Below are 26036 nucleotides of genomic sequence, written 5' to 3' on the forward strand. Positions count from 1 at the left end.
ACACAAAAAAAATGTGCAGAAAGGCCAATCAGAAAAGGCATTCAAAACAGCAAAGTGCTACCATTTCGTCAGTTTCAAAATAGACCAAAATATGGGGCGAAAATGTTAATACAGCGTGGTGGGTTAAAAGTCGTTGCAGGACTCGGAATATCAGGTGTTGCAGCAGTCAATTTCTTGCATAGTCAGGGCTACCGCGTTGCAGTAACAGATTCTAGAGCTAACCCGCCCGGGCATGACCAGATTCCGGCTGAGGTTCAGACCAGTTTCGGTCAGTTTGATGCCGAGCTGTTGTTATCTGCAGAAGAAATCGTCATCAGCCCGGGGCTTGATCCTAAACTTCCTGAAATTCAGGCAGCGATTAACAAGGGCATTCCGGTAGTCAGTGAAATCCAGATTTTACGCCGTGCCACAGATAAGCCTATTGTGGCGATTACTGGTTCTAATGCCAAAAGCACCGTGACTACCTTGATTGGCCTGATGGCAGCGGATGCAGGCAAAAAAGTCGCTGTCGGTGGCAATCTGGGGCGTCCTGCGCTAGACCTCACCAAAGATGATCCTGAGCTGTATATACTCGAGCTGTCCAGTTTTCAGCTGGAAACCACCTCAAATCTGGCGGCTGAAGTCGCGGTGGTGTTGAACATGAGTGAAGATCATCTGGATCGTCATGGCGATATGATGGGTTATCACACAGCGAAACACCGGATTTTCCAGGGTGTGAAAAAAGTCGTCTATAACCGTGATGACTCTTTGACCCGTCCTTTGGTCCCAGATGTGACCCCGATGCAAAGCTTTGGTCTGAATGCGCCAGATATGAACCAGTACGGTATTCTTAAGGATACGGATGGCAGCATCTGGCTGGCGCGTGGTCGTGAGCGTCTGCTGAAAAGTAGCGAGATGTATATGCAGGGCACGCATAATGTTGCCAATGCCTTGGCTTGTCTGGCGCTGGGTGAAGCGATTGGCCTGCCACTAGAAAGCATGCTGAACACCTTAAAGACTTTTAAGGGTCTGGAACATCGCTGTGAATTTGTTAAGGAAGTGCAAGGCGTACGCTATTATAACGACTCAAAAGGTACCAATATCGGCGCAACCTTGGCGGCGCTAGATGGTCTGGGCATGGCGATTGAAGCCCAAGGCGGTAAGGTCGCGATTATTCTTGGTGGACAAGGTAAGGGTCAGGATTTTAAAGCCTTGCGTGAATCACTCGCTAAATATGCCAAAGTGGCGGTATTGATCGGTGAAGATCGTCCCATCATTGAAGCAGCGATTGCGGGTACGACTGAACTCATCCATGCGGACAGCCTGCAGCAGGCAGTAGAAATCTGTCAAAAGCACACTCAGACCCATGATGTCGTGCTATTGTCTCCTGCATGCGCAAGTTTTGATATGTTCTCGGGTTATCCTGAGCGTGGTCGCAAGTTTGTTGCGTATGTGAATGAACTCAATTAAGAATAACAAGGATTCGTGATATGGCTGGGTTTGCTCAGACTACGATCAATAAATTAAATCAATTTTATACGCAGTGGGTGCCTCGACTACCTGCTGAGCTGAATCCACGAAATGTGCTGATTTTCTGTGTATTGGCTTTGCTCTGTATTGGTTCGATCATGGTGGCATCGGCCTCGATGCCCTATGCAGAACGGATGCATGAAAATCCGTTTCACTATATTAGCCGGCACGGTATTTCGATTTTTGTCGCCGCTGTAGCAGCCTTTTTAGCTTATAAAATCCCCTTAAAAGTCTGGTTTAATAACACTTTCTTTTTGTGGATTATTACCATCGTACTTTTGGTGGCCGTGCTATTTGTCGGGACGGAAGTCAATGGTTCCAAGCGCTGGATCCGGGTCGCTGGTTTTACCTTGCAGGCTTCGGAAGTCGCTAAAGTGATGATGGCAATTTTTACCGCAGACTACGTGGTACGCCGTGCGGAAGAAGTACGCAATAATATCAAGGGTCTGGTCCGTTTAAGTGCCATCATGGGTGCTACCGTCGGTTTGATTATTCTCGAGCCTGACCTGGGTGCAACTGTGGTAATTACCTTAACCATGCTTGGCGTGTTCTTTCTGGCAGGCGCACCTTGGATTCAGTTCGGTGTGGCCTTTATGACCCTGGTCGGAGCTTTTGCTGCCGCGATTCTGTTGGAACCGTATCGTCTGCAACGTCTGCTGTCTTTCTCGAATCCTTGGGAAGATCCACTAGGCACTGGTTATCAGCTCTCCAATGCCCTGATGGCCTTTGGCCGTGGCGAATGGGCAGGGGTAGGCTTGGGGCATAGTATCCAGAAAATGTCTTATTTGCCTGAGGCGCATACCGATTTCATGCTGGCAATTTTGGGTGAGGAATTTGGCTTTTTAGGCATTTCGACCATCCTGATCTTGTCCTTTACCATGCTGGTCTGTTGTATCCGTATCGGGCATCGCGCCTTGCAGCATCAATATTTGCGTGCCGGCTATCTGGCCTATGGCATCAGTATCATTTTCCTGTTACAGATTCTGGTAAATGCAGGCATGAATATGGGCATGTTACCGACCAAGGGTTTGACGCTGCCATTTATCAGTTATGGCGGTTCATCCCTGATTATCTGTGCAGTCATGATCAGTCTGATCCTGAAGATTGATTCAACCACACGCCAGGTCAATCCAAGCCGGGAAGAGTCAAGCTTCTAGATTGGAATTTCGTCCCGGCTCTGGCTGAGCATGGTCAAGCACTGTGCTCGGCATTGTAGTTCCACAATGAGAACAGGTCACAAAAGCAGTTTTAGGCTTGGAAAGTGGAATCAAAGGTATAAAAAATAAAGAAAAATAATTACGTTGCTGTTTGAGCTCGTAAGCAGAACGGGTCCGGCAGACGGGACATAGAAACTGGCTTTTTTCAATTGTTTTGGTTTTAGGGCCAATACCAAAAATAAAAAACATTTTTAATCCTCTCTCGCTTTCGTTGTTATTTTTAGCTTAAGTGAAAAGCTGTTTTTATAAATAGCGACCTTGTAGCTCAGTTGTATGTGGAATCCGGTCGATATCCCATTGCGCCACTGCCTGTTGCAGCATCCGCTGTGGAGCATCTAAATCAACTTCAGCCTGATGCAAAGCCTGAAGTGCCTGTTTTAATAATTGTGGCGCCTGAGTCAAATCCAGTGCCTGGGCCAGATTCTGTTTTGACAGTTTTTGCCCCTGATCATTCATTGCCAGCGGCAGATGCATATAGCTCAGACGCGGATAACCGAGTAGCTGCCCCAGATAGATTTGCCGTTCAGTATTATCTAAAAGGTCAGCCCCACGTACCACATGAGTCATGCCTTGCAGATAGTCATCGACCACTACAGCCAGCTGGTAATTGATAATGCCATCACGACGTTTTAAGACAAAATCGCCCAGATCTTTTTTCAGTTCTGAACAGTGCCGACCTTGCAGCCGGTCTTCAAAACAGATTTCAACATCTTCAACTTTTAAACGGATGGCCTGATGCTCAAAAGCCAGACCCAAGTTGCGGCAGGTATCCTGATAGATATGATTGGAACCGAGCATTTTACGGGTACATTGACAGGCATAGACCAGGCCTTGCTGACGTAATTGCTGGATGACGTCTTCGTAAATATCTAAACGGTCTTTCTGGAAAATGATTTCGGCATCAGGTTCAAGCTGAAAGGCATCCACGGCACGCAGGATATGCTCTTCGCTGCCGGGATAAATACGAGGAATATCGGTGTCTTCAATCCGGACCAGCCATTTACCATGATTGGCTTTGGCATCGCAGTAACTGGCAATAGCAGTAATGAGAGAACCAAAATGCAAAGGGCCGGTTGGCGATGGCGCGAACCGGCCCACATAAGCCATCCTGTTGTCCCCCTCCTTTTTTAAAGGAGGGGTTAGGGGAGGATTATTTACAGACATACTTAACCGTTATTTTGCTTCTCTTTGATCTCTGCAAGGGTTTTGCAGTCAATACATAAAGTAGCCGTTGGACGTGCTTCTAAACGACGCAGACCAATCTCGATACCACAGGTTTCACAGAAACCATAGTCATCATTCTGGATCGCTTCGATCGACTGTTCAATTTTACGAATCAGTTTACGCTCACGGTCACGGGTACGTAACTCAATAGCAAACTCTTCTTCCTGAGTCGCACGGTCGTTGACATCTGGAAGAGCGGTATTTTCGTCTTGCATCGTATTTAAGGTACGATCCACTTCTGACATCAGTTCAGCTTTCCAGGCCAGCAAGATTTCGCGGAAATGCTGAAGCTGACCTTCAGACATATATTCTTCATTTTTTTTAGGTTGATAAGGTTCAATACCAAATAAGCTAGCAGTAGAACCACCATCAGTCGTTTTAGGTTTAGATTTACGTACGCGCTTTGCAGCTTTCTCTTCTACAACTTCAGTTTGATTGTCTAAGACTTGATTTTGGTTGTCATTCGCCATTTAGGGCATTCCTCATCATATGCGTATGATTGCTACGCAAAAAATATGGTGATATGCAATTTTTATCCACCCTGTAGAAGGATTATCCTCCTGTGGGGGCCGTCATCATATAGACTTTTTATGCTTATTGATAGTCTTTGATGTATGGACTATGCATATCACATTTCCTTGGGTTGCAATAAAGTAATGCAAAAAAAACAAATTGGAAAGTTAATAACCTGAAATTTCGGTATTAATATTTTGCTGGCTCAGTGCCACCCGTTCTATATAAGTATCAAACTCGCCATTTTGTTGCAAATGTAATACACGATACCCCGGTGCCGCCTGATCCAGCGCAAAATCTTGACTCTCAGGTTTGAACTGCACACTGGTGGATGGTGTAGATAAAAAGTAGATTCCCTGCCATTCATTGCAGGAATCCTGATGCACATGACCAAACAGAACCAGTTTGATATTCTGATGTCGAGCCAGTACATCTTTCAAATCTTCAGCATTTTTGAGCCGGTGCTGATCAATCCAGTGTGATTTCATCGCAAAAGGATGATGATGGCAAGCAACGATGACATGCTGATGCTTGAATTCAAGCAATAATTGGTCTAACTGGTCGAGCTGGTCCTGTTCCACCCAGCCATCAACCTTGCCTTGAACGGCACTATTTAACAGGATCATGGTCCAGGTACCAAAATGAATTGCATGCGCCTGATTGGTATTCTGGTAAAAAGGGAAGACCCGAGTGTCATCATGATTGCCCGGAATCTGGTAATGCGGCACGTTTAAAGACCGGATATATTCCAGATATCGCTGATAAGTGCTTTCGACCGGAACCTGTGCCAGATCACCGGTATGAATCAATGCATCCATTTGGGGAAAGCGCTGCTGAATATGCTGCATCACTTCATGAAAACTCTGCTCGGGATTCATCCGGGCAAATTCCAGTCCTTCCCGATCCATCAGATGGGTATCAGAAATCTGGATAATGGTCCAATCTGGCTGTGTGTTGATGCTCGACTGCTCGAAACTCATGTCTTTCCCCTTAGACAGATTCCTGCAGTATGAATATCTTGCTGTAACCATTGCAAGGCCATAATGACAGGTGCATTTTTTAAGCGGCCATTGGTGAGTAAGACGGGAATATCGGCATAATCCAGAATATGCAGCTGAATATTTTCCCCCTCATCCGGCATGCCAAAAGTACCGCCCTGTTCAGGCAATTCGGTCTGGGCCACATATAAATGGAACAGCTCGGAACAGGCACCTGCTGAAGGATAGAAGCTGAAAATATGCTGTAACTCATCCAGTGTACAGCCTGATTCTTCGAGTGCCTCGCGGCGGATACACGCTTCAGGTGCTTCATCTCCATCCAGAACACCAGCAATCACTTCAAGTTGCCATGGAGAGTCAACATCGTCCAGTCCACCAATCCGGAACTGTTCAATCAGGCCGAATTTCTGCTGTTGGTGATTATACATCAGCACCCCTGCGGCTTCTGGCCGGTGAATCAGCTCGCGTTGCAAAACAGGAGTCGATGTTTCCTGATTAAATAAACGATGTTTCAGGCTGACTTTTTCCACCTGGATAAATCCCCGGTACAAGAACTCACGTGCCTCTATGTGAAAGTCTTTTTTATTATAAGAGGCCTGTTTAATAATATTCATATGCTCAGATAGAATGAAGGAATTGATTTATTTTCATCCTATCTGAGTTTTTTTTGAAGACAACTGTTTTTTTTAAGTTTTAAAGTTTGTGATATAAATTTTGGCCGGAATTATGGAAGCTGGCTTTCATCTGGTCCATACCTGCTTCTATTTCGGCCTGAGAGGTTGCCTGCTGACCAGGAGTAGCCTGTTGACTGGCATAATCCCGAACATTCTGGCTAATCTTCATTGAACAGAACTTCGGTCCGCACATGGAGCAGAAATGTGCCGATTTATGTGCGGCTTTCGGCATGGTTTCATCGTGCATGCTGCGTGCTGTGTCCGGATCCAGACTCAAGTTGAACTGGTCTTCCCAGCGGAATTCAAAACGGGCCTTGGACAGGGCGTTGTCCCGAGCTTGCGCACCCGGATGACCTTTGGCCAGATCGGCTGCATGCGCGGCAATCTTGTAGGTAATAATGCCGTCTTTGACATCCTTTTTATTGGGTAAACCTAAATGCTCCTTAGGGGTGACATAACACAGCATCGCGGTACCATACCAGCCAATCATCGCGGCTCCTATTGCCGAAGTAATATGGTCATAACCCGGTGCGATATCGGTGGTGAGTGGTCCCAAGGTATAAAATGGAGCTTCTTTACAGACCTCCAGTTGCAGGTCCATATTTTCCTTGATCATATGCATCGGGACATGGCCCGGACCTTCAATCATCACCTGTACATCATGCTCCCAGGCACGATGGGTCAGTTCACCCAAGGTTCGAAGTTCTGCAAACTGTGCTTCGTCATTGGCATCCTGCACACAGCCGGGACGTAAGCCATCGCCAAGACTGAAAGACACATCATAGGCTTTCATGATTTCGCAAATTTCATCGAAATGGGTATACAGGAAATTTTCCTGATGATGTGCCAGACACCACTGCGCCATGATCGAACCGCCACGCGAGACGATACCGGTCAAACGGTTGGCAGTCAGCGGTACATATCTTAAAAGCACGCCAGCATGAATGGTGAAATAATCCACACCTTGTTCAGCCTGTTCAATCAGGGTGTCTTTAAAGATCTCCCAGGTCAGGTCTTCGGCCACCCCGTTGACTTTTTCCAGGGCCTGATAGATCGGTACGGTTCCAATTGGTACAGGAGAGTTGCGGATAATCCATTCCCGGGTTTCATGAATATTCTGGCCGGTCGAGAGGTCCATAATGGTATCTGCACCCCAGCGTGTCGCCCAGGTCATTTTCGAGACTTCTTCTTCGATACTTGAACCGAGTGCAGAATTACCAATATTGGCATTGATTTTCACCAGAAAATTACGCCCGATGATCATCGGTTCCAGTTCCGGATGATTGATATTGGCCGGAATAATTGCACGTCCTGCAGCGACTTCCTGACGCACAAATTCCGGGGTGATTTCACGTAAATTCTGCGCACCAAAATTCTGGCCCGGATGCTGGCGCATATCGACACCATCGAGTTGACGCAGGTTTTCACGAATGGCGATGTATTCCATTTCCGGTGTGATGATGCCTTGCCTGGCATAATGCATCTGGGTGATGTTACAGCCACGTTTGGCTTTGCGTGGTTTCTGGATATGCGCGAAACGGATTGCGGCGGTACGGATATCGCGTAAACGCCGGCGGCCAAATTCAGAACTGAGCTGATCCAGAATTTCGCTATCATTGCGCTGTTCAATCCAGTTTTCACGAACATTCGGCAGACCTTTGTTCAGGTCAATCGTCACATTGGGATCGGTATACACACCAGAGGTGTCATACACCATTAAGGGCGGATTATGTTCGCCACCCAGACTGGTCGGGGTTTCACTTAAGGAAATTTCCCGCATGGGTACCTGAATATCAGGACGGGAACCTTGCAGATAGACTTTACGTGAAGCGGGCAGAATCCGCGTTAGATCCCGGGCTTCCTGTTCATGAGCGGAGAGGGTAGTTTCAGAAGAAAGATTCGTTAACTGGTTCATGGCTATGATCCTTATGAATGACATCAACGAATCAAGCACGACCAAAAACGTAGGCAGATTTATCCTGAACAGATAAAGCAAGGGCTGGGTTTTTAGCTGGCTTGATTCCTACGCAGGTATTAACCTGATCAGGTTCAACGGTACTCATGCTCAATTCCTGATAACGATAAAAGGAATCACATGATCTCAGCGAGGATTTACTCGCGCTCCGTCAAGCGAGGCTAAAGCTTAGCTCAGTTTAGGCAGAATAAACAGGTTTAAATCTCTCAACTTTAAGCAAGGATTGATTCAGACCTTGTCAAATGAACTGAATCTATCACTGATGAACTAGATGCAGATGGCATCGGTAAAACAGTCTTTATCGTATTTTTGTGAGGGCGGACTGATCTGGGCATAGTACAGAATCTGTTCTGTTGCTGAACGGTTTCTATAGTCTGCAGGCAAGGCTTGCTGACGCTGTTCCGGATTCATGTCCAGAAACTCTAAGAATAGACGTGCCTGTGTAGACAGCTTCGATTTCTGGCCGTTTGCCAGCCCGATGATCGTTTCCAGGTGGCTGGTATCCACAGCATAACGGTCGCGATAGTCTTCCGAAACTGGTGACTGTTCGGTACCTCTAAACAGGAAATAGGTATATTGCTTGAGCAGATATTCGGCATCGCGTTTATAGCTGCTGTTGGGATAAGTCTTGAGATAGTCTTCCCAGAAAAGACTACGAGCTGCAATTTCAGGTGCTTCAATCTGCAGGCGTTTTTCAACCAGTACCGGGTCCTTATTCTGTTCTGCCAGATTTTCAATAAAGGCTTTTTCGGCAGCCGGTAGATACGGAGCAAAAATACGGGCCAGATATTCCGGACTACGGCGATATTGCAAATTGCCATTGCCTAAGTGCAGCAGTTCTACATAAGCCTGATTTTTATGCTTTAACAGATACTGGTCCCGTGGAGTAAGCTGTTGAAAATGAGCTTGCTGAATGGTCGGATGCTGTGCCATTTCCAGTGCATACTGCTCGAAAGCACGTTGCTGGAACTCGGTACGGTCTACCTTTAAAAAGCGCTGATACATTTCGGTAGAACGCAGCATCAGGTGCTTTTGCTCCGCCAGATCCATCAACGGCAGGCACACTTTAAGATCCTGATTAATCTGTTCCAATGCGAACGTGGTGCGCTGGTCATTAATCTGGGACATATTTTTTTCAATATTCTGGCACATGAGGCTAAAGTCATTGACTGGACTTTGCTTTTGTTTGGCTTCAGTCTGTTCAATCTGGATCTGTGGGTCAGAGGGCTGTTGGCAACCTCCTAGAAACAGCACACCACCAATAACTAAACAGGCTTTGAATATCGACTTGAATGGCATTAACACTATGCTTCAGGACTCTGTATAGGTGAATTCAGAAAATAACGGCCTTGTAGGAAGATATTGTATAGATCAAATTAAAATACTATGTTTAGTATTGTGAATTGCTTTGTTACATTGCCGATAGGGCTGGGCAGAAATTGAATGAATGATGGATAAAAATTGATCTTTATATTAAAAAATTAATAAAAATCATACGTAAAAATTCAAAAGATATCTTTAGTATAATTTGGCTTAAAGCGCCAGCAATTTTTTGCTTTGAATCGCGGTTGGGGATTAATACTATAAAATGAAACTAAAACTCGTTGTCGTGGCTAGTTTATTGATGAGCAGCCCGTCGGTTTTTGCTTTGGATTTGCAAGAAGCCTATGCACGTGCCCAGCAAAATGATCCAACCTGGCAGGCGAATGTATTGCAGTATCAGGCAGATCAGCTCAATCTGGGGGTTGCTAGCGGCAACTTGCTGCCGACTATTACCCTTTCAGGAAATGTGACCCGTAAAAACCAGTCCACGGATGCGCCTGCCGATCCCCAATTTTCCAGCTTGGTGACTTCCAGCACCACGACTCGTCAGCTCGCACTCACTGCACGCCAGCCTTTATTCCGCTGGGATGCCTGGCAAGGCTATAAACAGGTCAAAACCTCGGTCGAACTGAGTGAAGTAAATTTACAGCTGCAAAAACAGCAGCATATTTTACAGGTGGCTGAAGCTTATTTTAATGTCTTACGGCAGCAGTCTTTGACCACAGCATATTTGCAGGAAGAACAGGCTTTATCTGAACAGCTACGAATGATGAATGCCAAACTGAAAGAAGGTCTGGTAGCCCGTAGTGATGTGAGTGAGGCCAATGCCCAGTATCAAAGTGCCCAAGCCAACCGGATTTCAACTCAGGTCCAGCTGGTTCTGGCTCAAGAGCAGCTGGCTCGGTTAATTGGGCCTTATCGGGAAAATCTGGCAGTATTACGCAACGACTTTCAGTTCCAGAAACCGGTTCCGAGTAATATGCAGTTCTGGATAGATTTGGCGCAAAATCAGAATCTGGAAATTCTGCAGGCACGTCTGCAAAGACGATATTCTGAAGATGCCAAACGCGTCGAACAGGCTGCGTTATATCCTCAGGTCGAAGCCGTAGGCACCTATGGCTATCTCAAACAGTCACCGGAAACGATTATGTCCAGCAACGGCGATTTTGACCAGATTGGCGTTGAAGTGAACTGGAATCTATATACCGGGGGACGCACGCAAAAAAGTATTCGTCAGGCAGGCATAAATGTACAAAAAAGTGAAGCCCAGCTGGAGGCTGCGATCCGTAAAGCCAATGCTGATGTAAAGCAGTCCTTCATGCAGGTAGAAACCGATCAGGCCAAGCTGAATGCACGTCAAGCTGCGATGGAATCATCGGAAGTTGTCTCGCGGGCATCCAGAGCACAATATGACGAAGGGTTAAAGACCATGGTTGATGTGTTGCTGGCCCAGCGCAATGCCTTTTCTGCCAAGACCGATTATCTGAATGCCAAATATGATTATCTGCTACATGTCCTGCAATTGCAGGCCTCGGTCGGGCAGTTGACTGAAAAGGAACTGGCAGCGCTGAATGCCTGGCTGATTGAATATGATCCATCGCAGCCTCTATAGCATCACGATTGTCATCAAACTTTCATCATAGATATGCTTTAATATGACTTATTATTGATCATTTTTTCTCTGCCGTTCAGGAGTAGCTTTCCTTGTGTCCAAATAATCCTGTATTAACTCATCACATTTCTTCGCAATTTAATGATGAATTGCAGGACGTCAATACCAAATTTATGACAATGGGCGGACTGGTAGAACAGCAGGTAGCCAACGCCATTCATGCCTTATTGGATACAGATGTTTCAATGGCAATAGACGTGCAGTTCCAGGACAATGTCGTAAATCAGATGGAGCGTGAAATCGATGAAGCGCTGACCCTGATTCTGGCGCGCCGTCATCCTGCTGCGATTGACCTGCGCATGGTAATTGCCATGTCTAAAGCCAATACCGATCTGGAGCGGATCGGAGATGAAGCTTCAAAAATAGGTCGGATTGCACAAAGTCTGTGTGAAGAGGGTGGTTCACCGCGCGGTTATATGGAAACCCGGCATATCGGCAACCAGGTGCGGGTGATGATTCATGATGCACTGGATGCTTTTGCGCGTCTGGATGTAGATCAGGCGCTGAAAGTCATGTTGGCAGATGCAGATATTGACCGTGAATATCAGTCGGCGACACGTACGCTCATGACTTATATGATTGAAGACCCGCGGCATATCACTCGTGTCATCAATGTCTTATGGGTACTGCGTTCGCTAGAAAGAATTGGTGATCATGCCCGGAATATTTCGGAACAGGTCATTTATATGGTCAAAGGTTTTGATGTGCGCCATACCAGCGTTGAAGAAATTGAACAGAGAGTGCAGCGTTAAATCTCCCCAATTCAAATAAAAAACCTCCGTACTGGAGGTTTTTTTGATGAGGATAGAAAAGCTAGCTATGGGTTTCTTCTTCTGCATCATCTTCAAAAGTCTTGGCTATTTTTTCAATATTCAGACTTTTGGCCATCGCATCAAAAATTTCCTTATACACGCCATCCTGATGATAAAGTGCATCATGTTCACCGTGTTCGGCAATACAACCTTCTTTCATGACATAGGTATAGTCCGCATCAATAATTTGCGACAGGCTATGCGAAATGATGATTACGGTACGACCTTGCTTGATCTGGTCCAGACTCTGTTTGATCTGTTCTGTTGCAATCGCATCCAGACTGGCGGTCGGTTCATCCAGAAAAATGATGGGCGGGTTTTTCAGGAACATCCGCGCAATGGCGATCCGCTGTTGCTGTCCGCCAGAAAGTTGCAGTGCATCGGAATCATAGCCATCCGGCAACTGCAAAATCTGTTCGTGAATCGAGGCTTTTTTGGCCGCAGCGATGACTTCCTCCCTACTGGCATTGGTTTTTCCATAAAGGATATTGTCAAAAACCGTGCCTTGGAAAATATGGTTTTTCTGTAGTACCAGCCCGATATGATCACGCAGATATTGGGTGTCATAGTCTTTTAAATCAATGCCATCCAGTTTGATCTGGCCTTGTTGCGGTTCATAAAATTTATCCAGCAGGCTGATCAAGGTTGATTTTCCGGCACCAGATAAGCCTACCAATGCTGTAATCGTATTGGGCCGGATTTCCATATTGATATCTTTCAGGGCATGATAGCCATTTGGATAATAAAAATTCACCCCACACAGCTCAAACCGGCCTTTTACGGGTGGTGTTTGCTGGCCACTTGGTTCAATTTCATCATCGGCTTCCAGAATCTTGAAAAAGCTCTCTGAATAGATCATGGCATCATTTACTTCATCATAAATCCGGTGCAGAGAGCGAATCGGTGCAGAGACGTTATTAAAGAGCAGTACATGGTACATAATCATGCCAATACTCATCTGGCCATCCAGTACAAAATAGGAGGTCAAAATAATAATCAGTACAATGCCGATCTGTTCAATAAAGGTCTTTAGGCCATCGAACAGAAAGCTGGTTTGACGGGTTTTCATCTGATTGTCGGTCAGTTCGCGCTGCAAGTTGAGCTGCTTTTCCGATTCAATCGATTCCCGGTTAAAAGATTTAATGACCGTAATCGAGTTGATGATGCTGAGAATGCCCTGACTCTTTTTTTCCCGGCCATCTCGCAGACTACGACGCCAGCCCCCCAGTTTCTGCGCCTGTTTGTAGGTCAGCCAGAAATAGATCGGGACAATGGCAGTGGCCACCAGACCCACATAGACATTGGCGTAATACATCAGGCCCAACGCCACAAGTGCACTGGTAAACAACGGTAAAATATCAATAAAGAAAATCTGTACCAGCCGGGTGAGGGAGCTGATGCCACGGTCAATCCGGGTTTGTAGTTTTCCGGCCTGATTATTGTCCTGATTAAAAAAAGCCAGCCGGTATTTTAAAAACTTTTCAATGATGCCTTGAGCCAGATCCTGAGACACAAAAATCCGCAGTTTCTCTCCATAGAACTTCTGCCCGAACTGAACAAAGGCATTGATAATTTCTTTGCCGAGCAAAATCGCCGAAATCGTGATCAGAATATGCCAGCCTTGCTCCAGTCCTTGGCCCTTTTCCAGCAGGGCATTGATGCTGTCGACAGCGTATTGCAGGGTCAGCGCATTGACCTGTGCAGTAAAGGAGCCGATCAGGGTTAAAATCAGGGTGGCAATTACCAGCAGCCGATAAGGACGTACAAAGGGACGAAGTTTTAAAAACAGCTGCCATAAGTTCATAAGTAATTATTTTTATTGTCAAAGTTGAACTCAGTCTAGGCAGGAATAAAAATGGCGACAAGAGCAAATGTTGTATTTATTTGTGAAACCGAATTGTAATTTTTCAGCTTAAGTCCCAAGATTTTTAGCAAATATCGTACTTTTAGGCCATCTGTTAAAATGACTTTGGATCTTTTTGCGCCCGAAGCTCAAGCCAATTTATTACCCTTTGATGGGGTCGTGGAGGATTATGGCCAGATTTTGGATGAAAAGCAGAGCCAGCAATATTTACAGCATTTTTTGGCTCATCTGGTCTGGCAGCCGGACGAAGTGAATTTATTTGGCAAGCATTATATTACGGGACGCAAAGTGGTGTGGTATGGTGATGAACACTATCAGTATCACTACTCTGGAAGTTTTAAGCAGGCTCAGATCTGGACACCGGGTCTGTTCCGGTTAAAACAGCATATTGAAAAGCTGGTTGGTCATTCGTTTAATTCCTGTCTGGCCAATTTATATGAAGATGGTTCGCAAGGTCTGGGCTGGCACAGTGATGATGAAGCTGCGTTATATGTGGGAACATCCCGAGAAAATATTATTGCTTCGCTCAGTCTGGGTGCCACCCGCAAGATGAGCTTTAAACATAAAACCGAGCAGGCAACAGTCGATCTGCTGTTGCAGAGTGGTCAATTGATTGTAATGCGTGGACAGACTCAGCAATACTGGAAGCACTGTATCCGTAAAACCACTAAAGTGCTGCAACCTAGAATTAATCTGACTTTTCGTTATTTTTATCCTTAGGTGGCATTCAGTCATAAAAAAGTACCCCAAAGGATACTTTTTTTAAACTTTCAAAGTAAATTAAGGTGTGATTCCGGCAGGATGTCGATACCAGCTTTCAATCAATAGGGCAGCTGCAATACTGTCCGCAGACATTTTTTTGCCACGACCTTGCGCCTGATAATGATCTAGTTCATCGCGTGCTTCACGGGTGGTCAAACGTTCATCCACCATCCAGGTTTCAATATTGGTCTGATGACGTAAACGACGGGCAAATTTTCTCGCCCGTGTCGACAGTTCAGATTCACTATCATCCATGTTCAGTGGCAAACCCACCAGAAATAAGCCCGGTTGATGGCTTTTTACGATTTTAAGCAGTTCATCCCAGTTGGGGATCCCATCTTTCATGGGAAATAAAGCTAAGGGATTGGTACTTGCAATCAGGGATTGACCGACAGCCATTCCCATTTTTTGTGTACCAAAATCAAACGCCATAATCGTTTGTGGCGCGTTTACATCAGGCATGTCCAATCTCGGAAGATAACCAGTTGCGGTCTACGCCCATTTTTTTATAGGCAGCATCCCAACGGTCGTTATAAGGTAAGTTAAAAATCAGATCCATATCGGAATCGCATATCAGCCAGTCACCACGGGCAATTTCTTCTTCCAGTTGATGCTTGCCCCAGCTGGCATAACCAAGGGCAATCTGATAGCGACCGACCCCTTCGTTATGTGCAATCGCATCCAGAATATCTTTGGATGTCGTGATGCAGACATTCTCTCCGACTGCAATGGAGGAATGCCAGGTTGGCTGGCCAGTATGCAAGACAAAGCCGGCCTCGGGACGTAAAGGGCCACCTTGCAATACTTCATGCGGATTGACGTTGTCTGCCTCAATATCAAGATCATTCAGCAATTCTTTAATTTGAATGCCGGCAGGTCGATTGATAATGATGCCTTGAGCACCATCTTCATCATGACGCGCGAGATAAATGACCGTCCGGGCAAAAAAATCATTATTCGCATGCGGCGGTGCAATCAGACAACGATGTGTCAGAAACTGTTTGGTCACCTGAGCAGTTCTCCTTAAAATTAATTTCTTCGCAGAGAAATCCAATGATCCTAATTGCTACGTTACTCGAGCTTTTTGGATTCACCAAATTTTATTTGTCCGGATTGTAAAGTTTTAAGCCTGCTGAAATTTCAACTGACGTAACTGACGGGCATGCTGTAAAGTCGTTTCACTAATTTCCATACCCCCTGTCATTCTTGCAAGTTCCTGAATAATATTATTTTCTTCAAGATTGATAATGGTGCTGCTGGCAGGATCGGTCTGCTGTTTTTTCACCAGCAAATGATGATCAGACTGTGCTGCCACCTGTGCCTGATGGGTGATACACAAAATCTGTACATGCTGGCCCAGACCGGCCAGTAAACGTCCGACAATTTCTGCAGTACCGCCACTGATCCCGACATCAATTTCGTCAAAGACCAGAACTTCGGCTTCGGTTTTTTCCGCATTCATGACTTGCATCACCAGCGCAATACGCGACAATTCACCGCCTGATGCAACGCGAGCCAGCGGCTGAGCCGGAATGCCTTTATTGGCCGTGAAAAGCAGCTGTATAAAGCTCAGACCTTCACTGGACGGATGCTCCAGAGGCTCAAATTTAAACTCAAAATGCGCTTCAGGCAGAGCCAGCTGTTTAACCTGTTCAGTCAGTTTTTTAGCGAGTGGCTTAGCCGCATCACGACGGATCTGGTCTAGATGCTGGGCTTTGTGCAGGAACTCCTGATAAGAGACTTCGACCTGCTCAGCCAAGGTTTCCGGATCTTCCAGTTGCTGTAGCTGTTCAAGTTCAAGCTGCCAGGCCTCATATTCTTCTTTTAGTAATTCCGGCTGGGTGCGATATTTGCGCGCCAAACGATGGAAAATTTCCAGCGTTGAATTCAGTTCTTCCATACGTTCCGGATCAAAACTCTGCCGATCCATAAACTGGCGTAATGTTGCCGTTGCATCTTCGAGTTCACTCTGGGCATTTAGTAAAGAAGTATGAATCTGGGAAAGCTGTTCGCTACGACCGGCATGTGATTCCATGCGACGTAGAATGGAAGCCAGTTCTTGGGAAATATTCTGTTCGCCTTCATCCAGACTATTCAGGCTATAGACACAGTCCTGCATGATCGCTTCATGATGGGAAAGCCGGTCAAATTCCTGTTCAATCTCCTGATAATCCGTCTGAACAATTTCTTCCAGTTCTTCTAGCTGCAGTTCCAAGGTTTCCATGCGCTGCTTACGGGTCGCTTGTGCATCTAGCGCTGCCTGATGCTGACGAATATTTTTCTGCCAGGTGCTATAAGCGTCCCGCACTTCCTGAGCTGGTGCATAAAAATTGCTATAGCGATCCAGCCAGTGTTTTGGATAAGGTGGTTCCAGAAGTTGCTGCTGGCTATGCTGGCTATAAAGTTGAACCAGCAGACGCCCAATTTCTTTCAACTCTGACAGGCTGCTCGGACGTCCATTGATCCAGGCCTTGCTGCGGCCGGTAGCAAAAATTACCCGACGCAAATGAATTTCACCTGATTCATCATCCAGTTCATGCTCTTTCAACCAGGCTGCTTCAGGACTGTGCTCTTGGTAGCTGAAGCTGGCGGTGACATCCGCCTTTTCCGTACCATAACGCACATAATTGGTATCGGTTCGCTCACCCAGACAGGCAGACAATGCATCTAGTAACAGGGATTTACCTGCACCGGTTTCACCGGTTAAAACGTTAAAACCTTTATCAATATCAATAGCAAGATGCTCAGCTAAAGCAAAATTGATCAGAGTTAAATGTGTCAGCATAAACGCATCCGGGCTGCGAAAAGTTTGATTGAAATAGCCTGATGTCGGATTGGGGGTCGCAACATGGCTGGGATTATTATAAATCAGGACGAATCAATTTCATTCTATCTTAAATTTTAAAGATTCATATATGCTTATTTCACTGTATTTTCGCAACAAGCTGACTCAGAAGTATGTTAATTCATTGCTGATTTTCATATTTTTGCCATCAATGTTCTCTAAGCTAATAGTTGAAATAAAATTATTTCAGCAGAAGGTGGTTAAGTCGAAACTGAAGCCGATATGCCAGCAAAATACAGGCCAAAACATGCTGCAAATAAAAGGGATTCAGCGATACAGAATATTTTATCGACGTCGATAAACTTCGATTGATTAGTTGAGGGTGCACATTTAAACTACAGCAATCAAAATATTACAAAATGCTTTATCTGGAGAAATCGCATGTCAGCTCAGTTTGATCATGTATCGGTACTTAAAAAATCTAATGTATATTTCGGCGGGTTGTGTATTAGTCACATTGTACAATTTGAAGACGGGACCAAGAAAACGTTGGGTGTCATTCTGCCATCAGAAAATGCCTTGACCTTTGAAACACATGTTCCTGAGCGCATGGAAATTGTTTCAGGTGAATGCCGTGTTCAGATTGGCGATAGCGAAGAAAGTGAGCTGTTCCGTGCCGGTCAGTCTTTCTATGTACCGGGCAATAGCCGTTTTAAAATCGAAACCGATGATGTGCTGGACTATGTCTGCCATTTTGAAGGTTAAGTCCAGATTCAAGATCAGTGTAAACCGGGCAAGAAATTTCAGTGCGAATCGGTTAAACTAATCAGCTACAGAAATCCTGTGAAGTCAGCTTTACGGGATTTTTCTTTTGTATATAACTAATCTAGAGGTCGTTCATGGCAAAACCTGAATATTTTTATGGCGTACATTCAGTGGAGTCATTGTTAGAGCTTGAGCCTGAACGTGTCTTGACATTATTCACTCTCAAAGGACGCGATGATCAGCGTTTAAAGCGTGTACTGGAACTGGCTGAACCGTTTGGAATCAGTGTGCAGCAAGCCAGCCGTGACAAACTGGAAAAATTGGCCGGCCAGCCGTTTCACCAAGGCGTGGTCGCTGCGGTACGTGCACATCCGACACTGAATGAAAAAGATCTTGAATCACTGTTGAGCGCAAGTCCTCAAGCGTTGTTATTGGCTCTTGATCATATTACCGATCCGCATAATCTCGGTGCCTGTATCCGTACGGCCGCTGCAATGGGCGTTGAGGCAGTGATTGCGCCACGTGATCGTTCAGCCACCCTAACTCCGACAGCACGTAAAGTGGCTGCAGGTGGTGCGGACAAAGTCAAATTCATTCAGGTGACCAATCTGGCGCGTACTTTGGGTCAAATCAAAGAAGATTTTAATGTTCGTGTGGTCGGTACCATGCTGGATGAAAAAGCACTACCGATCCAGAATTTTGATTTCACCGGTACCGGCGTCTGTGTGGTGATGGGTGCGGAAGATACTGGCCTGCGTCCAATCACGCAAAGCCAATGTGATCAGACCGTGTATATTCCGATGGCAGGCAATCTGCAAAGTCTGAATGTCAGTGTGGCTACAGGTATGGCGCTGTATGAAGCCTGCCGTCAGCGTAACCTTTAATTGATGATGACATTGTCAGACCGTACGCAAGGCTATGTTTTTTTAGTTGTTACCATGTGCATCTGGGGCGGTTTTACCTTAACGGCCCGCCTGAATGCGCTTTGGCAGATCAGTGCCTGGGATATCGTGGCCTTGCGTTTTTCTCTGGCATTCCTGATTCTGATGCCGATCTTGCTTTATCGTAAAGAGGCCGCTTTTTTACTGGAAAAAGAGCCTTTTATTTTAGCGATGATTGGCGGGGTGATTTATTGCCTGTTTGCCTATAGTGCTTTTCACTACGCACCTACCGCCCATGCTGCAATTTTCTTGAATGGCTGTATTCCGATCTGTACCGCGATCATGGCTTTTTTTCTGATGGGGCAGGCTTTTGATAAACATACCTGGGCCAGCCTGATCATTATGATCGTAGTACTGTGCCTCATGAGTATGCTGATGTATCGGGAAACTGGTGTGGCCTTTGGGGCAGGGGACGGGCTGTTTTTTATCAGTGCCATACTTTGGGCGATTTTTACTGTTTTATTGCGTAAATATCAGCTAACTGCATGGCAGGCAATGTGTGGTGTCGCGATCTGGTCGGCAGTGATATATGTGCCGATTTATCTGCTATTTTTACCGAAAAATTTGAGTGTGCCTGAACCCAAGCATTTACTGTTTCAGACCATTTTTCACGGCATATTTGTGGTGATTATTGCCACTTTAAGCTATGTAGAAGCCATTAAGCGTCTTGGTGCATTTAAGGCAGGCAGTATTACCAATCTTGCACCTTTTATTGCGGCAATTCTGGCTGTACCTTTATTAAATGAAACTTTAAGTCTGGCCATGGTCTGTGGCCTGATGGGTATGGCAGTTGGGGCTTTACAGCCGTGGCGCTGGTTACAGCATCAGGACAGTCTAAGCCAAAAATTGGCAGAACAAAAAAAGCAGTCTTAATCAGACTGCTTTTTTTATGCTTCAGCTGGCTGCCATGTTTAAATATTTTTGATGTAATGGTCTGAGATGAGCATAGAGATGATCCAGATGACCATCATTTAGGACAATATCATCGGCCATGGTCTGCTTTTGTTCGCGGGACATTTGTGCGGCAATGATATTGCGAATTTGCTCGATATTCTGGCCATCACGTTGTGAGGCTCGCTCAATTTGCAGTTCGATGGTGGCATCAATCAGCAAGGTATGCTGGGTGAGTTCGTGCTGATTGGTCTCAAATAGTAGTGGTGAAACCAGAATGGCATAGGGACTTTGCGCAGCATGTAGTTGCTGGATAATGGAAGTGCGAATTGCTGGATGGGTAATACTTTCCAGGGTCTTGCGTGCTTCAGGAGACTGGAAGATATATTCACGCAAGGCACGCCGATTCAGTGAGCCATCGGCAAGCAGTACCCAATCGCCAAAAGCCTGCTGAATCTGGGTAAGTGCAGGCTGCCCAATTTCGACCACTTCACGCGCTACCACATCGGCATCGACTACCGTGATCCCTTGTGCTTCAAACCACTGACTGGCAGCAGACTTGCCACTGCCAATCCCACCAGTTAAACCGAGTACAAATTTCAATTTATTGACCTAAATACACTTTCATAATTTGTTCACCCCAAAGAAAAGCGATCCAGCCGGCAATCGCAATATAAGGACCAAAAGCAAAAGGCTGATTTTCCTTGCGGACTTTTAGCAGAATGATGCCAATTATCGCACCTACCAGGGAAGACAGCAGCACAATTAAAGGCAGTAATAATGGACCCATCCAGGCACCCAAAGCGGCTAGCAATTTAAAATCGCCATAACCCATGCCTTCTTTACCGGTGATGATTTTAAACAGGTAATACACCACCCATAGACACAGAAAACCAATGATATACCCCCAAATGGCAGAGCTTGGGGAGGTATAGAGTGCATAACTATTTACGCCCAGACCGAGTGCAGCCAGAGGCAGGGTATAACGGTCAGGCAATAGCTGGGTGTCAAAATCAATAAAGGTTAGCGCAATCAGTACATAAGTCAGGATCAGACCAAACAGCATTTGTAGGGTAGGGCCAAATACAGCTACGACAAGCAGTGCACAAACTGCGGTCAGAATTTCAACCAAAGGATAACGGATGCTGATAGGATTCTGACAGTTCGCACACTTGCCACGCAAGATTAGCCAGCTGATAACGGGAATATTCTGGTACCAGCGGATTGGCTGATGACATTTAGGGCAAGTCGAAGCGGGTTTGCTTAAACTTAATTTCGCTTCATCAATCACCGACTGTTCCGGATACAGGAACATCTGGCAATCGGTACGCCATTCCTGTTCCATCATCTTGGGCGTGCGGTAAATCACTACATTCAAAAAGCTGCCGATACATAAACTAAAAAGCCCAACTGCGATATACAACGCCGTTGGGTTTTGAATAAAATATTGAATAAGATCTTGCATTAAACCACAGAACCCATTTGGAAAATTGGAAGGTACATGGCAATCACCAGACCACCGACAAGCACACCGAGAACAGCCATAATTAACGGCTCCATCATCGAAGTTAAGCCGTCAACTGCATTGTCGACTTCATTTTCATAATGCGTGGCTACTTTGTCCAGCATGGCATCTAGCGCACCCGATTCTTCACCAATTGCGACCATTTGGATGGCCATGGAAGGAAACTTGTTGGTAACCCGCATAGCAAACTGCAGCTGTTGGCCTGTGGCAACATCTTCACGAATTTTCATCACAGCATCTTCATATACGACGTTATTGGTTGCGCCCGCAGTAGATTCCAGTGCATCAATCAAGGGCACACCAGCTGCAAAAGTGGTGGCCAAAGTACGACTATAACGGGCAATAATCGCTTTATATACCAGATCACCAAAAATCGGTGCCTTAAGCGCTGCTTTATCCAGAAAATCGCGAAATTTCTTGCTACGTTTTTTGGCTTCAAGAAAAGCAGTAATGATGGCTCCAATGGCAATAATCAGCAGGAACCAATATTTTTGCATCCAGTCCGACATATTGACCACCATCTTGGTAAAAGCGGGTAGATCAGCACCAAATGAAGAAAATAATTCCTGGAAAACTGGGACCACTTTGACCATCAGAATAATGGTAACGATCAACGCAACCACGACTACCGAAGCTGGATACTTCATCGCTTTTTTGATTTTTTGCTTGAGTAATTCACTCTTTTCTTTGTAAATCGCAACACGATCAAGCATGGTTTCAAGAGCACCCGACTGCTCACCTGATTCCACCAGCGAACAGAATAATTTATCGAAGTATTGTGGGTATTTACGCAGTGCTCCAGCGAAAGTGTTACCCCCTTCGACTTCCCCTTTAATTCCCAGTACAACTTCGCGCATGGATGGATTTTCCAGACCTTCTGCGACAATTTCAAAGCCTTGTACCAGGGGTACCCCAGCTTTCATCATGGTCGCCAACTGTCGGGTAAAAATTGTAATATCCAGTGTCGAGACTTTTTTCTTCATCAAGCCTTCAAGGATATTTTTTTTCTTTTCCCGAATGGTTTTTATGCTGATGCCTTGTTTCCGAAGGGTGACCTTGGCCAGAGCCATATTTTTTGCTGGCAATTCCCCCTTGATCTTTGCCCCTTTACGATCAATTCCTTCATAGCTGAAGATCGGCATCATCTGGCCTTTCTTTACTGCTGCCATACCTTTATCCTTATTTTAGATCAGCGCCCGATCATTCGCTGGTGACACGATTGACTTCCTGTAAAGAAGTCACCCCCTGCATCACCTTGACTAAACCTGACCGGCGTAAATTGTTAAAACCTGCACGTGCGGAAGCATCGGCAATTTCAAGTGCATTGCCGTCCTCCATAATAATTCTGGAAATTTCGGGTGTTACTTTCATAACTTCATAAATACCCACACGACCCTTATAGCCTTCGCGACATTCATTGCAGCCCACCGGTTCATAAATTTGGAACTCAGGTTGCTGCAAGTCGATTTCGGTAAAACCCATCTCCAGTAAGCTTTGTTTCGGAATATCGGCAGGTTTTTTACATTGTGAACATAAACGACGCGCCAACCGTTGTGCAATAACCAGGTTGACTGAAGTGGCAATATTGAAAGAAGGCACCCCCATATTGCGTAAACGGGTTAAAGTCTCAGGCGCACTATTGGTATGCAGCGTTGACATCACCATATGACCGGTCTGCGCCGCTTTAATCGCAATCTCGGCAGTTTCCAGATCCCGGATCTCACCGACCATTACGATGTCCGGGTCTTGACGTAAGAAGGACTTCAGTGCGGCAGAGAAGGTCAGGCCGACTTTATTATTCACGTTGACCTGATTAATCCCTTGCAGGTTAATCTCGACCGGATCTTCCGCTGTCGAAATATTGGTATCTTCACGGTTTAGGATATTCAGACCAGTATAAAGAGAAACTGTTTTACCGGAACCCGTCGGGCCGGTGATCAGCAGCATCCCTTGCGGTTTGTCCAGCGCCTGCATAAACAGTTCTTTTTGTTCCGGTTCATAACCCAGAGCATCAATCCCCAGCATCGCGCTGGATGGATCCAGAATACGCAGTACCAGCTTCTCGCCAAACAGGGTAGGGAGAGAGTTGACACGGAAATCAATGGCTTTGTTTTTGGATAATTTTAGTTTGATTCGGCCGTCTTGCGGTACCCGTTTTTCTGAAATGTCCATTTGTGACATAACCTTAAGACGTGAAGACAGGCGGTTTGCCAGCTGTAAGGGCGGGGTTGCAATCTGACGTAGAACGCCATCGACCCGGTAACGTACCCGATAGATTTTTTCATAAGGTTCAAAGTGTAGATCTGAAGCGCCCATACGGATCGCATCAATCAGCAATTTATTAATATATTTGACAATCGGTGCTTCTTCACCCTTGTTACTGTCATCCTCTTCTTTATTCGGATCAGCAGATTCGACATCAACATCCAGATCAAAGTCTTCATCGAATTCAAAAGTGCTTTCTTCGGTAAAATTCTGCTCGATCAGTTTTTCAAGTTTATTGTGTTCAACAATAATGGTTTCAATGTTGAGTTTGGTGGAAAAACGGACCGCATCAATTGCTTCAATATTGGTCGGGTTACTGATGGCAATATATAAAATACTGGAATTTTTAAAAATTGGCAGGATGCGATGCTTGGTAATCAGCTTCTCGTCAATGATATCCCGCAGGATTTGAGCAGGGTCATAAACACTGATATCAAATAGCGGTTCTCCGAATTCGACTGAAATCGTTTCGGCAATGACGGTGGGAGAAAGCTGTTGCTGGTTAATCAGCTCGGCCACAATATCTATTTTTTCCTGCTTGGCATGCGCCAAAGCACTGCGCATATCTTCAGCCGAGATTACGCCTTCCTCGACCAAACGACGAATAAATCCGGTAAATCTCGGCGACCCCTGTAAAGCTGTCATGCTATAAATGCCTACTCATCAAATTTTTTTAATTACTATATTAAAATTATACGTTTGTTACGTAAAAATGCCATAGCAAAGAGTGCTGCCACCTTCCTCATATCCAGTAAAACTATGAACTGGTTAGAAGAAGTCCCTATTTTTTTAAGTGATAACAAAAAATAACCATTTAGGATAGTCTAAACCTAGAATGAGTGATAAGAAAACTATTCTTTTAATTTTCCAATTCCGTGTAGAATGTGCCCAATTGAAAATATGTAAATGAAATAGGTTAATTATGTCGGTTTCGACGATTACCCCTTGGGTGATAGGTAACTGGAAAATGAATCCGGTGCAGGCAGAGGCATTGAGCTTGGTGCGTGGTATCAAGAGTTTACTGGAAACAGCACCAATCTCTGAGGGTAAATGTCATCTGGGTGTGGCGCCGATGGCTATTGCGTTAAGCCAGATTCAGGCAGAACTGTCATCCGCTTCTCGTCCTATTTACACAGTAGCGCAAGATGTTTCACGTATTTCAGGAATGGGTGCCTACACCGGTGAAGTCAGTGCTGAATTACTTGCAGACAGCCAAATCCAGTATGTATTGGTAGGTCATTCTGAGCGCCGAGAAATATTTGCGGAAAATACTGACATTTTAAATGCTAAAATCAAGCATGCTTTAAGTGCCGGTTTAACCGTGATTTACTGTGTAGGTGAAAGCTTGGAACAACGTGAAGCCGGGCAGGCAGAAGCAGTAGTATTGCAGCAGATTTGTGATATTGCAGCTGTGGTGGATGCTGATCAGTGGAAAAATGTCGTGATTGCCTATGAACCGATCTGGGCAATTGGAACCGGTAAAACTGCTTCTCCTGAAGATGCGCAAGCCATGCATGCACAAATCCGTCAAGGCTTAAGCCAGATTACGGGCTATGGCGAGACTATGGCGATTTTATATGGTGGTAGTGTCAAGCCGGAAAATGCAGTAGAGTTAGCAGCCTGCCCGGATATCAACGGGGCATTGGTCGGTGGTGCATCACTCAATGCTGAGTCATTCCATAAAATTGCTCAGGCATTTGCAAATACACAATAATTAGGAGTTCGGCATGCAAACTTTTGTGCTGGTAGTACATATTATCTTAGCTGTTTTGATGATTGTCTTGATTTTGGTTCAGCATGGTAAAGGTGCAGATGCTGGTGCCTCTTTCGGCGGCGGCGGTGCAGCAACAGTATTCGGAGCATCAGGTTCGGGTAATTTCATGACCCGCTTGACTGCGATTTTTACTGCGCTGTTTTTCGTAACCAGTCTGACTTTGGCGGTTCTTGCCAAGAAGCAAACAACAAATGCGTATAGTTTGTCATCAGTCCAGTCCGCACCGACTGCGCCGGTACAACCGGTTGAAACTTCACCAACTGCACCAAAAACGGCCGAATAGTTTTAATTAGTCCTTTCTTTTTTTGAGTGATGCGACTAGAATGCGTCACAGCTGCGGTGGTGGTGGAATTGGTAGACACGCTACCTTGAGGTGGTAGTGCTTTCGGGCGTGGGGGTTCAAGTCCCCCCTTCCGCACCAACTTATAATCCAGAAATTTAAGTTGGTGTATGCAGCTGAAAAACTTCTATTGATGCGGGATGGAGCAGTCTGGTAGCTCGTCGGGCTCATAACCCGAAGGTCGTTGGTTCAAATCCAGCTCCCGCT

General features: G+C 45.5%; 25 protein-coding genes, 2 tRNA genes and 1 riboswitch. Of the genes, 12 read left to right on the forward strand and 15 right to left on the reverse strand.

The window, feature by feature from the left end; genetic code table 11:
- The first annotated feature begins 102 nt into the window (after positions 1–102).
- Both murD and ftsW read left to right on the forward strand, forming a co-directional pair.
- A complete protein-coding gene (gene murD, locus H9629_RS08435) occupies positions 103–1449 on the forward strand; it encodes a UDP-N-acetylmuramoyl-L-alanine--D-glutamate ligase (protein ID WP_191730913.1) in 1347 nt (448 codons plus the stop codon).
- A 20-nt stretch (positions 1450–1469) separates the two neighbouring features.
- Entirely contained in the window at positions 1470–2666 is a 1197-nt protein-coding gene (gene ftsW, locus H9629_RS08440) for a putative lipid II flippase FtsW (RefSeq protein WP_064102355.1), read from the forward strand.
- Here ftsW and H9629_RS08445 read toward each other — a convergent pair.
- The 7 genes from H9629_RS08445 to H9629_RS08475 form a co-directional block, all read right to left on the reverse strand.
- The gene (locus tag H9629_RS08445; RefSeq protein ID WP_191730914.1) at positions 2655–2915 is read right to left on the reverse strand and encodes a zinc ribbon domain-containing protein; all 261 of its coding nucleotides are present in this window, start codon (positions 2913–2915) and stop codon (positions 2655–2657) included. The genes ftsW and H9629_RS08445 overlap by 12 nt on opposite strands.
- A gap of 54 nt (positions 2916–2969) precedes the next feature.
- Positions 2970–3890, reverse strand: coding sequence for a tRNA glutamyl-Q(34) synthetase GluQRS (gene gluQRS / locus H9629_RS08450; RefSeq protein ID WP_225215757.1), 921 nt, complete (start codon positions 3888–3890; stop codon positions 2970–2972).
- 2 nt (positions 3891–3892) lie between these two features.
- A complete protein-coding gene (gene dksA, locus H9629_RS08455) occupies positions 3893–4420 on the reverse strand; it encodes an RNA polymerase-binding protein DksA (RefSeq protein ID WP_064094648.1) in 528 nt (175 codons plus the stop codon).
- Between the two features lie 210 nt (positions 4421–4630).
- Positions 4631–5443: a 3',5'-cyclic-AMP phosphodiesterase gene (gene cpdA / locus H9629_RS08460; RefSeq protein ID WP_191730916.1), complete on the reverse strand. Its 813-nt coding sequence runs from the start codon at positions 5441–5443 to the stop codon at positions 4631–4633.
- On the reverse strand, positions 5440–6075 hold the full coding sequence (locus H9629_RS08465; protein WP_064094646.1) for an NUDIX domain-containing protein: 636 nt from the start codon (positions 6073–6075) through the stop codon (positions 5440–5442). Before H9629_RS08465 ends, cpdA begins: the two co-directional genes overlap by 4 nt.
- Positions 6076–6154: 79 nt before the next feature.
- Entirely contained in the window at positions 6155–8050 is a 1896-nt protein-coding gene (thiC, locus tag H9629_RS08470) for a phosphomethylpyrimidine synthase ThiC (RefSeq protein WP_191730917.1), read from the reverse strand.
- A gap of 88 nt (positions 8051–8138) precedes the next feature.
- Positions 8139–8271, reverse strand: a riboswitch (TPP riboswitch).
- Positions 8272–8377: 106 nt separating this feature from the next.
- On the reverse strand, positions 8378–9409 hold the full coding sequence (locus H9629_RS08475) for a hypothetical protein (protein WP_191730918.1): 1032 nt from the start codon (positions 9407–9409) through the stop codon (positions 8378–8380).
- Positions 9410–9698: 289 nt separating this feature from the next.
- On the opposite strand from H9629_RS08475, the gene abuO reads away from it, so the two are divergent.
- A complete protein-coding gene (gene abuO, locus H9629_RS08480) occupies positions 9699–11045 on the forward strand; it encodes a multidrug efflux outer membrane protein AbuO (RefSeq protein WP_064102359.1) in 1347 nt (448 codons plus the stop codon).
- A gap of 92 nt (positions 11046–11137) precedes the next feature.
- Entirely contained in the window at positions 11138–11857 is a 720-nt protein-coding gene (phoU, locus tag H9629_RS08485) for a phosphate signaling complex protein PhoU (protein ID WP_064094642.1), read from the forward strand.
- 61 nt (positions 11858–11918) lie between these two features.
- Here phoU and H9629_RS08490 read toward each other — a convergent pair whose 3' ends face one another.
- On the reverse strand, positions 11919–13721 hold the full coding sequence (locus tag H9629_RS08490; RefSeq protein ID WP_191730919.1) for an ABC transporter ATP-binding protein: 1803 nt from the start codon (positions 13719–13721) through the stop codon (positions 11919–11921).
- Positions 13722–13880: 159 nt separating this feature from the next.
- Between H9629_RS08490 and H9629_RS08495 the strand changes: the two genes are divergently transcribed.
- Positions 13881–14501, forward strand: coding sequence for an alpha-ketoglutarate-dependent dioxygenase AlkB family protein (locus tag H9629_RS08495; protein WP_144723576.1), 621 nt, complete (start codon positions 13881–13883; stop codon positions 14499–14501).
- 60 nt (positions 14502–14561) lie between these two features.
- Here the strand turns inward: H9629_RS08495 and ruvX are convergent, their stop codons facing one another.
- The 3 genes from ruvX to recN all read right to left on the reverse strand — a co-directional run bounded on the left by ruvX (position 14562) and on the right by recN (position 17328).
- Complete coding sequence (gene ruvX / locus H9629_RS08500) at positions 14562–15005, reverse strand: Holliday junction resolvase RuvX (RefSeq protein WP_064094639.1); 444 nt, start codon at positions 15003–15005, stop codon at positions 14562–14564.
- On the reverse strand, positions 14998–15552 hold the full coding sequence (locus H9629_RS08505) for a YqgE/AlgH family protein (protein WP_064094638.1): 555 nt from the start codon (positions 15550–15552) through the stop codon (positions 14998–15000). Before H9629_RS08505 ends, ruvX begins: the two co-directional genes overlap by 8 nt.
- A gap of 114 nt (positions 15553–15666) precedes the next feature.
- Positions 15667–17328: a DNA repair protein RecN gene (recN, locus tag H9629_RS08510; RefSeq protein WP_064094637.1), complete on the reverse strand. Its 1662-nt coding sequence runs from the start codon at positions 17326–17328 to the stop codon at positions 15667–15669.
- 441 nt (positions 17329–17769) lie between these two features.
- On the opposite strand from recN, the gene ppnP reads away from it, so the two are divergent.
- The 3 genes from ppnP to H9629_RS08525 all read left to right on the forward strand — a co-directional run bounded on the left by ppnP (position 17770) and on the right by H9629_RS08525 (position 19907).
- Positions 17770–18093: a pyrimidine/purine nucleoside phosphorylase gene (ppnP, locus tag H9629_RS08515; RefSeq protein ID WP_004281089.1), complete on the forward strand. Its 324-nt coding sequence runs from the start codon at positions 17770–17772 to the stop codon at positions 18091–18093.
- Positions 18094–18227: 134 nt separating this feature from the next.
- Entirely contained in the window at positions 18228–18977 is a 750-nt protein-coding gene (rlmB, locus tag H9629_RS08520) for a 23S rRNA (guanosine(2251)-2'-O)-methyltransferase RlmB (protein ID WP_191730920.1), read from the forward strand.
- A gap of 6 nt (positions 18978–18983) precedes the next feature.
- On the forward strand, positions 18984–19907 hold the full coding sequence (locus H9629_RS08525; RefSeq protein WP_404793805.1) for a DMT family transporter: 924 nt from the start codon (positions 18984–18986) through the stop codon (positions 19905–19907).
- 21 nt (positions 19908–19928) lie between these two features.
- Here the strand turns inward: H9629_RS08525 and coaE are convergent, their stop codons facing one another.
- The 4 genes from coaE to pilB are packed head-to-tail and all read right to left on the reverse strand — an operon-like array spanning position 19929 to position 24360.
- Positions 19929–20528, reverse strand: a complete 600-nt coding sequence (coaE, locus tag H9629_RS08530) for a dephospho-CoA kinase (protein WP_191730922.1) — start codon at positions 20526–20528, stop codon at positions 19929–19931.
- Between the two features lies 1 nt (position 20529).
- The gene (locus H9629_RS15470) at positions 20530–21390 is read right to left on the reverse strand and encodes a prepilin peptidase (RefSeq protein WP_191730923.1); all 861 of its coding nucleotides are present in this window, start codon (positions 21388–21390) and stop codon (positions 20530–20532) included.
- A complete protein-coding gene (locus H9629_RS08540) occupies positions 21390–22619 on the reverse strand; it encodes a type II secretion system F family protein (protein WP_064094633.1) in 1230 nt (409 codons plus the stop codon). Before H9629_RS08540 ends, H9629_RS15470 begins: the two co-directional genes overlap by 1 nt.
- 31 nt (positions 22620–22650) lie before the next feature.
- On the reverse strand, positions 22651–24360 hold the full coding sequence (gene pilB, locus H9629_RS08545; protein ID WP_064094632.1) for a type IV-A pilus assembly ATPase PilB: 1710 nt from the start codon (positions 24358–24360) through the stop codon (positions 22651–22653).
- Positions 24361–24637: 277 nt separating this feature from the next.
- Here pilB and tpiA point away from each other — a divergent pair, with 277 nt between their 5' ends.
- The 4 genes from tpiA (at position 24638) to H9629_RS08565 (ending at position 26036) form a co-directional block, all read left to right on the forward strand.
- Positions 24638–25429 (forward strand): triose-phosphate isomerase, encoded by a 792-nt coding sequence (gene tpiA, locus H9629_RS08550; RefSeq protein WP_064094631.1) that lies wholly within the window; start codon positions 24638–24640, stop codon positions 25427–25429.
- Between the two features lie 13 nt (positions 25430–25442).
- Positions 25443–25772, forward strand: coding sequence for a preprotein translocase subunit SecG (gene secG, locus H9629_RS08555; RefSeq protein ID WP_064094630.1), 330 nt, complete (start codon positions 25443–25445; stop codon positions 25770–25772).
- A 53-nt stretch (positions 25773–25825) separates the two neighbouring features.
- Positions 25826–25910: transfer RNA gene (locus H9629_RS08560), tRNA-Leu, on the forward strand.
- 53 nt (positions 25911–25963) lie between these two features.
- Positions 25964–26036: transfer RNA gene (locus H9629_RS08565), tRNA-Met, on the forward strand.

Source organism: Acinetobacter pecorum (assembly GCF_014837015.1).
In the GTDB taxonomy this organism is placed as follows: domain Bacteria; phylum Pseudomonadota; class Gammaproteobacteria; order Pseudomonadales; family Moraxellaceae; genus Acinetobacter; species Acinetobacter pecorum.

Bases quoted from the DNA above. Each gene is read 5' to 3' on its own strand.
- murD (WP_191730913.1), top strand. From the start codon at position 103: ATGTTAATACAGCGTGGTGGGTTAAAAGTCGTTGCAGGACTCGGAATA.
- ftsW (WP_064102355.1), top strand. From the start codon at position 1,470: ATGGCTGGGTTTGCTCAGACTACGATCAATAAATTAAATCAATTTTAT.
- H9629_RS08445 (WP_191730914.1), bottom strand. From the start codon at position 2,915: ATGTTTTTTATTTTTGGTATTGGCCCTAAAACCAAAACAATTGAAAAA.
- gluQRS (WP_225215757.1), bottom strand. From the start codon at position 3,890: ATGTCTGTAAATAATCCTCCCCTAACCCCTCCTTTAAAAAAGGAGGGG.
- dksA (WP_064094648.1), bottom strand. From the start codon at position 4,420: ATGGCGAATGACAACCAAAATCAAGTCTTAGACAATCAAACTGAAGTT.
- cpdA (WP_191730916.1), bottom strand. From the start codon at position 5,443: ATGAGTTTCGAGCAGTCGAGCATCAACACACAGCCAGATTGGACCATT.
- H9629_RS08465 (WP_064094646.1), bottom strand. From the start codon at position 6,075: ATGAATATTATTAAACAGGCCTCTTATAATAAAAAAGACTTTCACATA.
- thiC (WP_191730917.1), bottom strand. From the start codon at position 8,050: ATGAACCAGTTAACGAATCTTTCTTCTGAAACTACCCTCTCCGCTCAT.
- H9629_RS08475 (WP_191730918.1), bottom strand. From the start codon at position 9,409: ATGCCATTCAAGTCGATATTCAAAGCCTGTTTAGTTATTGGTGGTGTG.
- abuO (WP_064102359.1), top strand. From the start codon at position 9,699: ATGAAACTAAAACTCGTTGTCGTGGCTAGTTTATTGATGAGCAGCCCG.
- H9629_RS08490 (WP_191730919.1), bottom strand. From the start codon at position 13,721: ATGAACTTATGGCAGCTGTTTTTAAAACTTCGTCCCTTTGTACGTCCT.
- H9629_RS08495 (WP_144723576.1), top strand. From the start codon at position 13,881: ATGACTTTGGATCTTTTTGCGCCCGAAGCTCAAGCCAATTTATTACCC.
- ruvX (WP_064094639.1), bottom strand. From the start codon at position 15,005: ATGCCTGATGTAAACGCGCCACAAACGATTATGGCGTTTGATTTTGGT.
- recN (WP_064094637.1), bottom strand. From the start codon at position 17,328: ATGCTGACACATTTAACTCTGATCAATTTTGCTTTAGCTGAGCATCTT.
- ppnP (WP_004281089.1), top strand. From the start codon at position 17,770: ATGTCAGCTCAGTTTGATCATGTATCGGTACTTAAAAAATCTAATGTA.
- rlmB (WP_191730920.1), top strand. From the start codon at position 18,228: ATGGCAAAACCTGAATATTTTTATGGCGTACATTCAGTGGAGTCATTG.
- H9629_RS08525 (WP_404793805.1), top strand. From the start codon at position 18,984: ATGACATTGTCAGACCGTACGCAAGGCTATGTTTTTTTAGTTGTTACC.
- H9629_RS15470 (WP_191730923.1), bottom strand. From the start codon at position 21,390: ATGCAAGATCTTATTCAATATTTTATTCAAAACCCAACGGCGTTGTAT.
- H9629_RS08540 (WP_064094633.1), bottom strand. From the start codon at position 22,619: ATGGCAGCAGTAAAGAAAGGCCAGATGATGCCGATCTTCAGCTATGAA.
- pilB (WP_064094632.1), bottom strand. From the start codon at position 24,360: ATGACAGCTTTACAGGGGTCGCCGAGATTTACCGGATTTATTCGTCGT.
- tpiA (WP_064094631.1), top strand. From the start codon at position 24,638: ATGTCGGTTTCGACGATTACCCCTTGGGTGATAGGTAACTGGAAAATG.
- secG (WP_064094630.1), top strand. From the start codon at position 25,443: ATGCAAACTTTTGTGCTGGTAGTACATATTATCTTAGCTGTTTTGATG.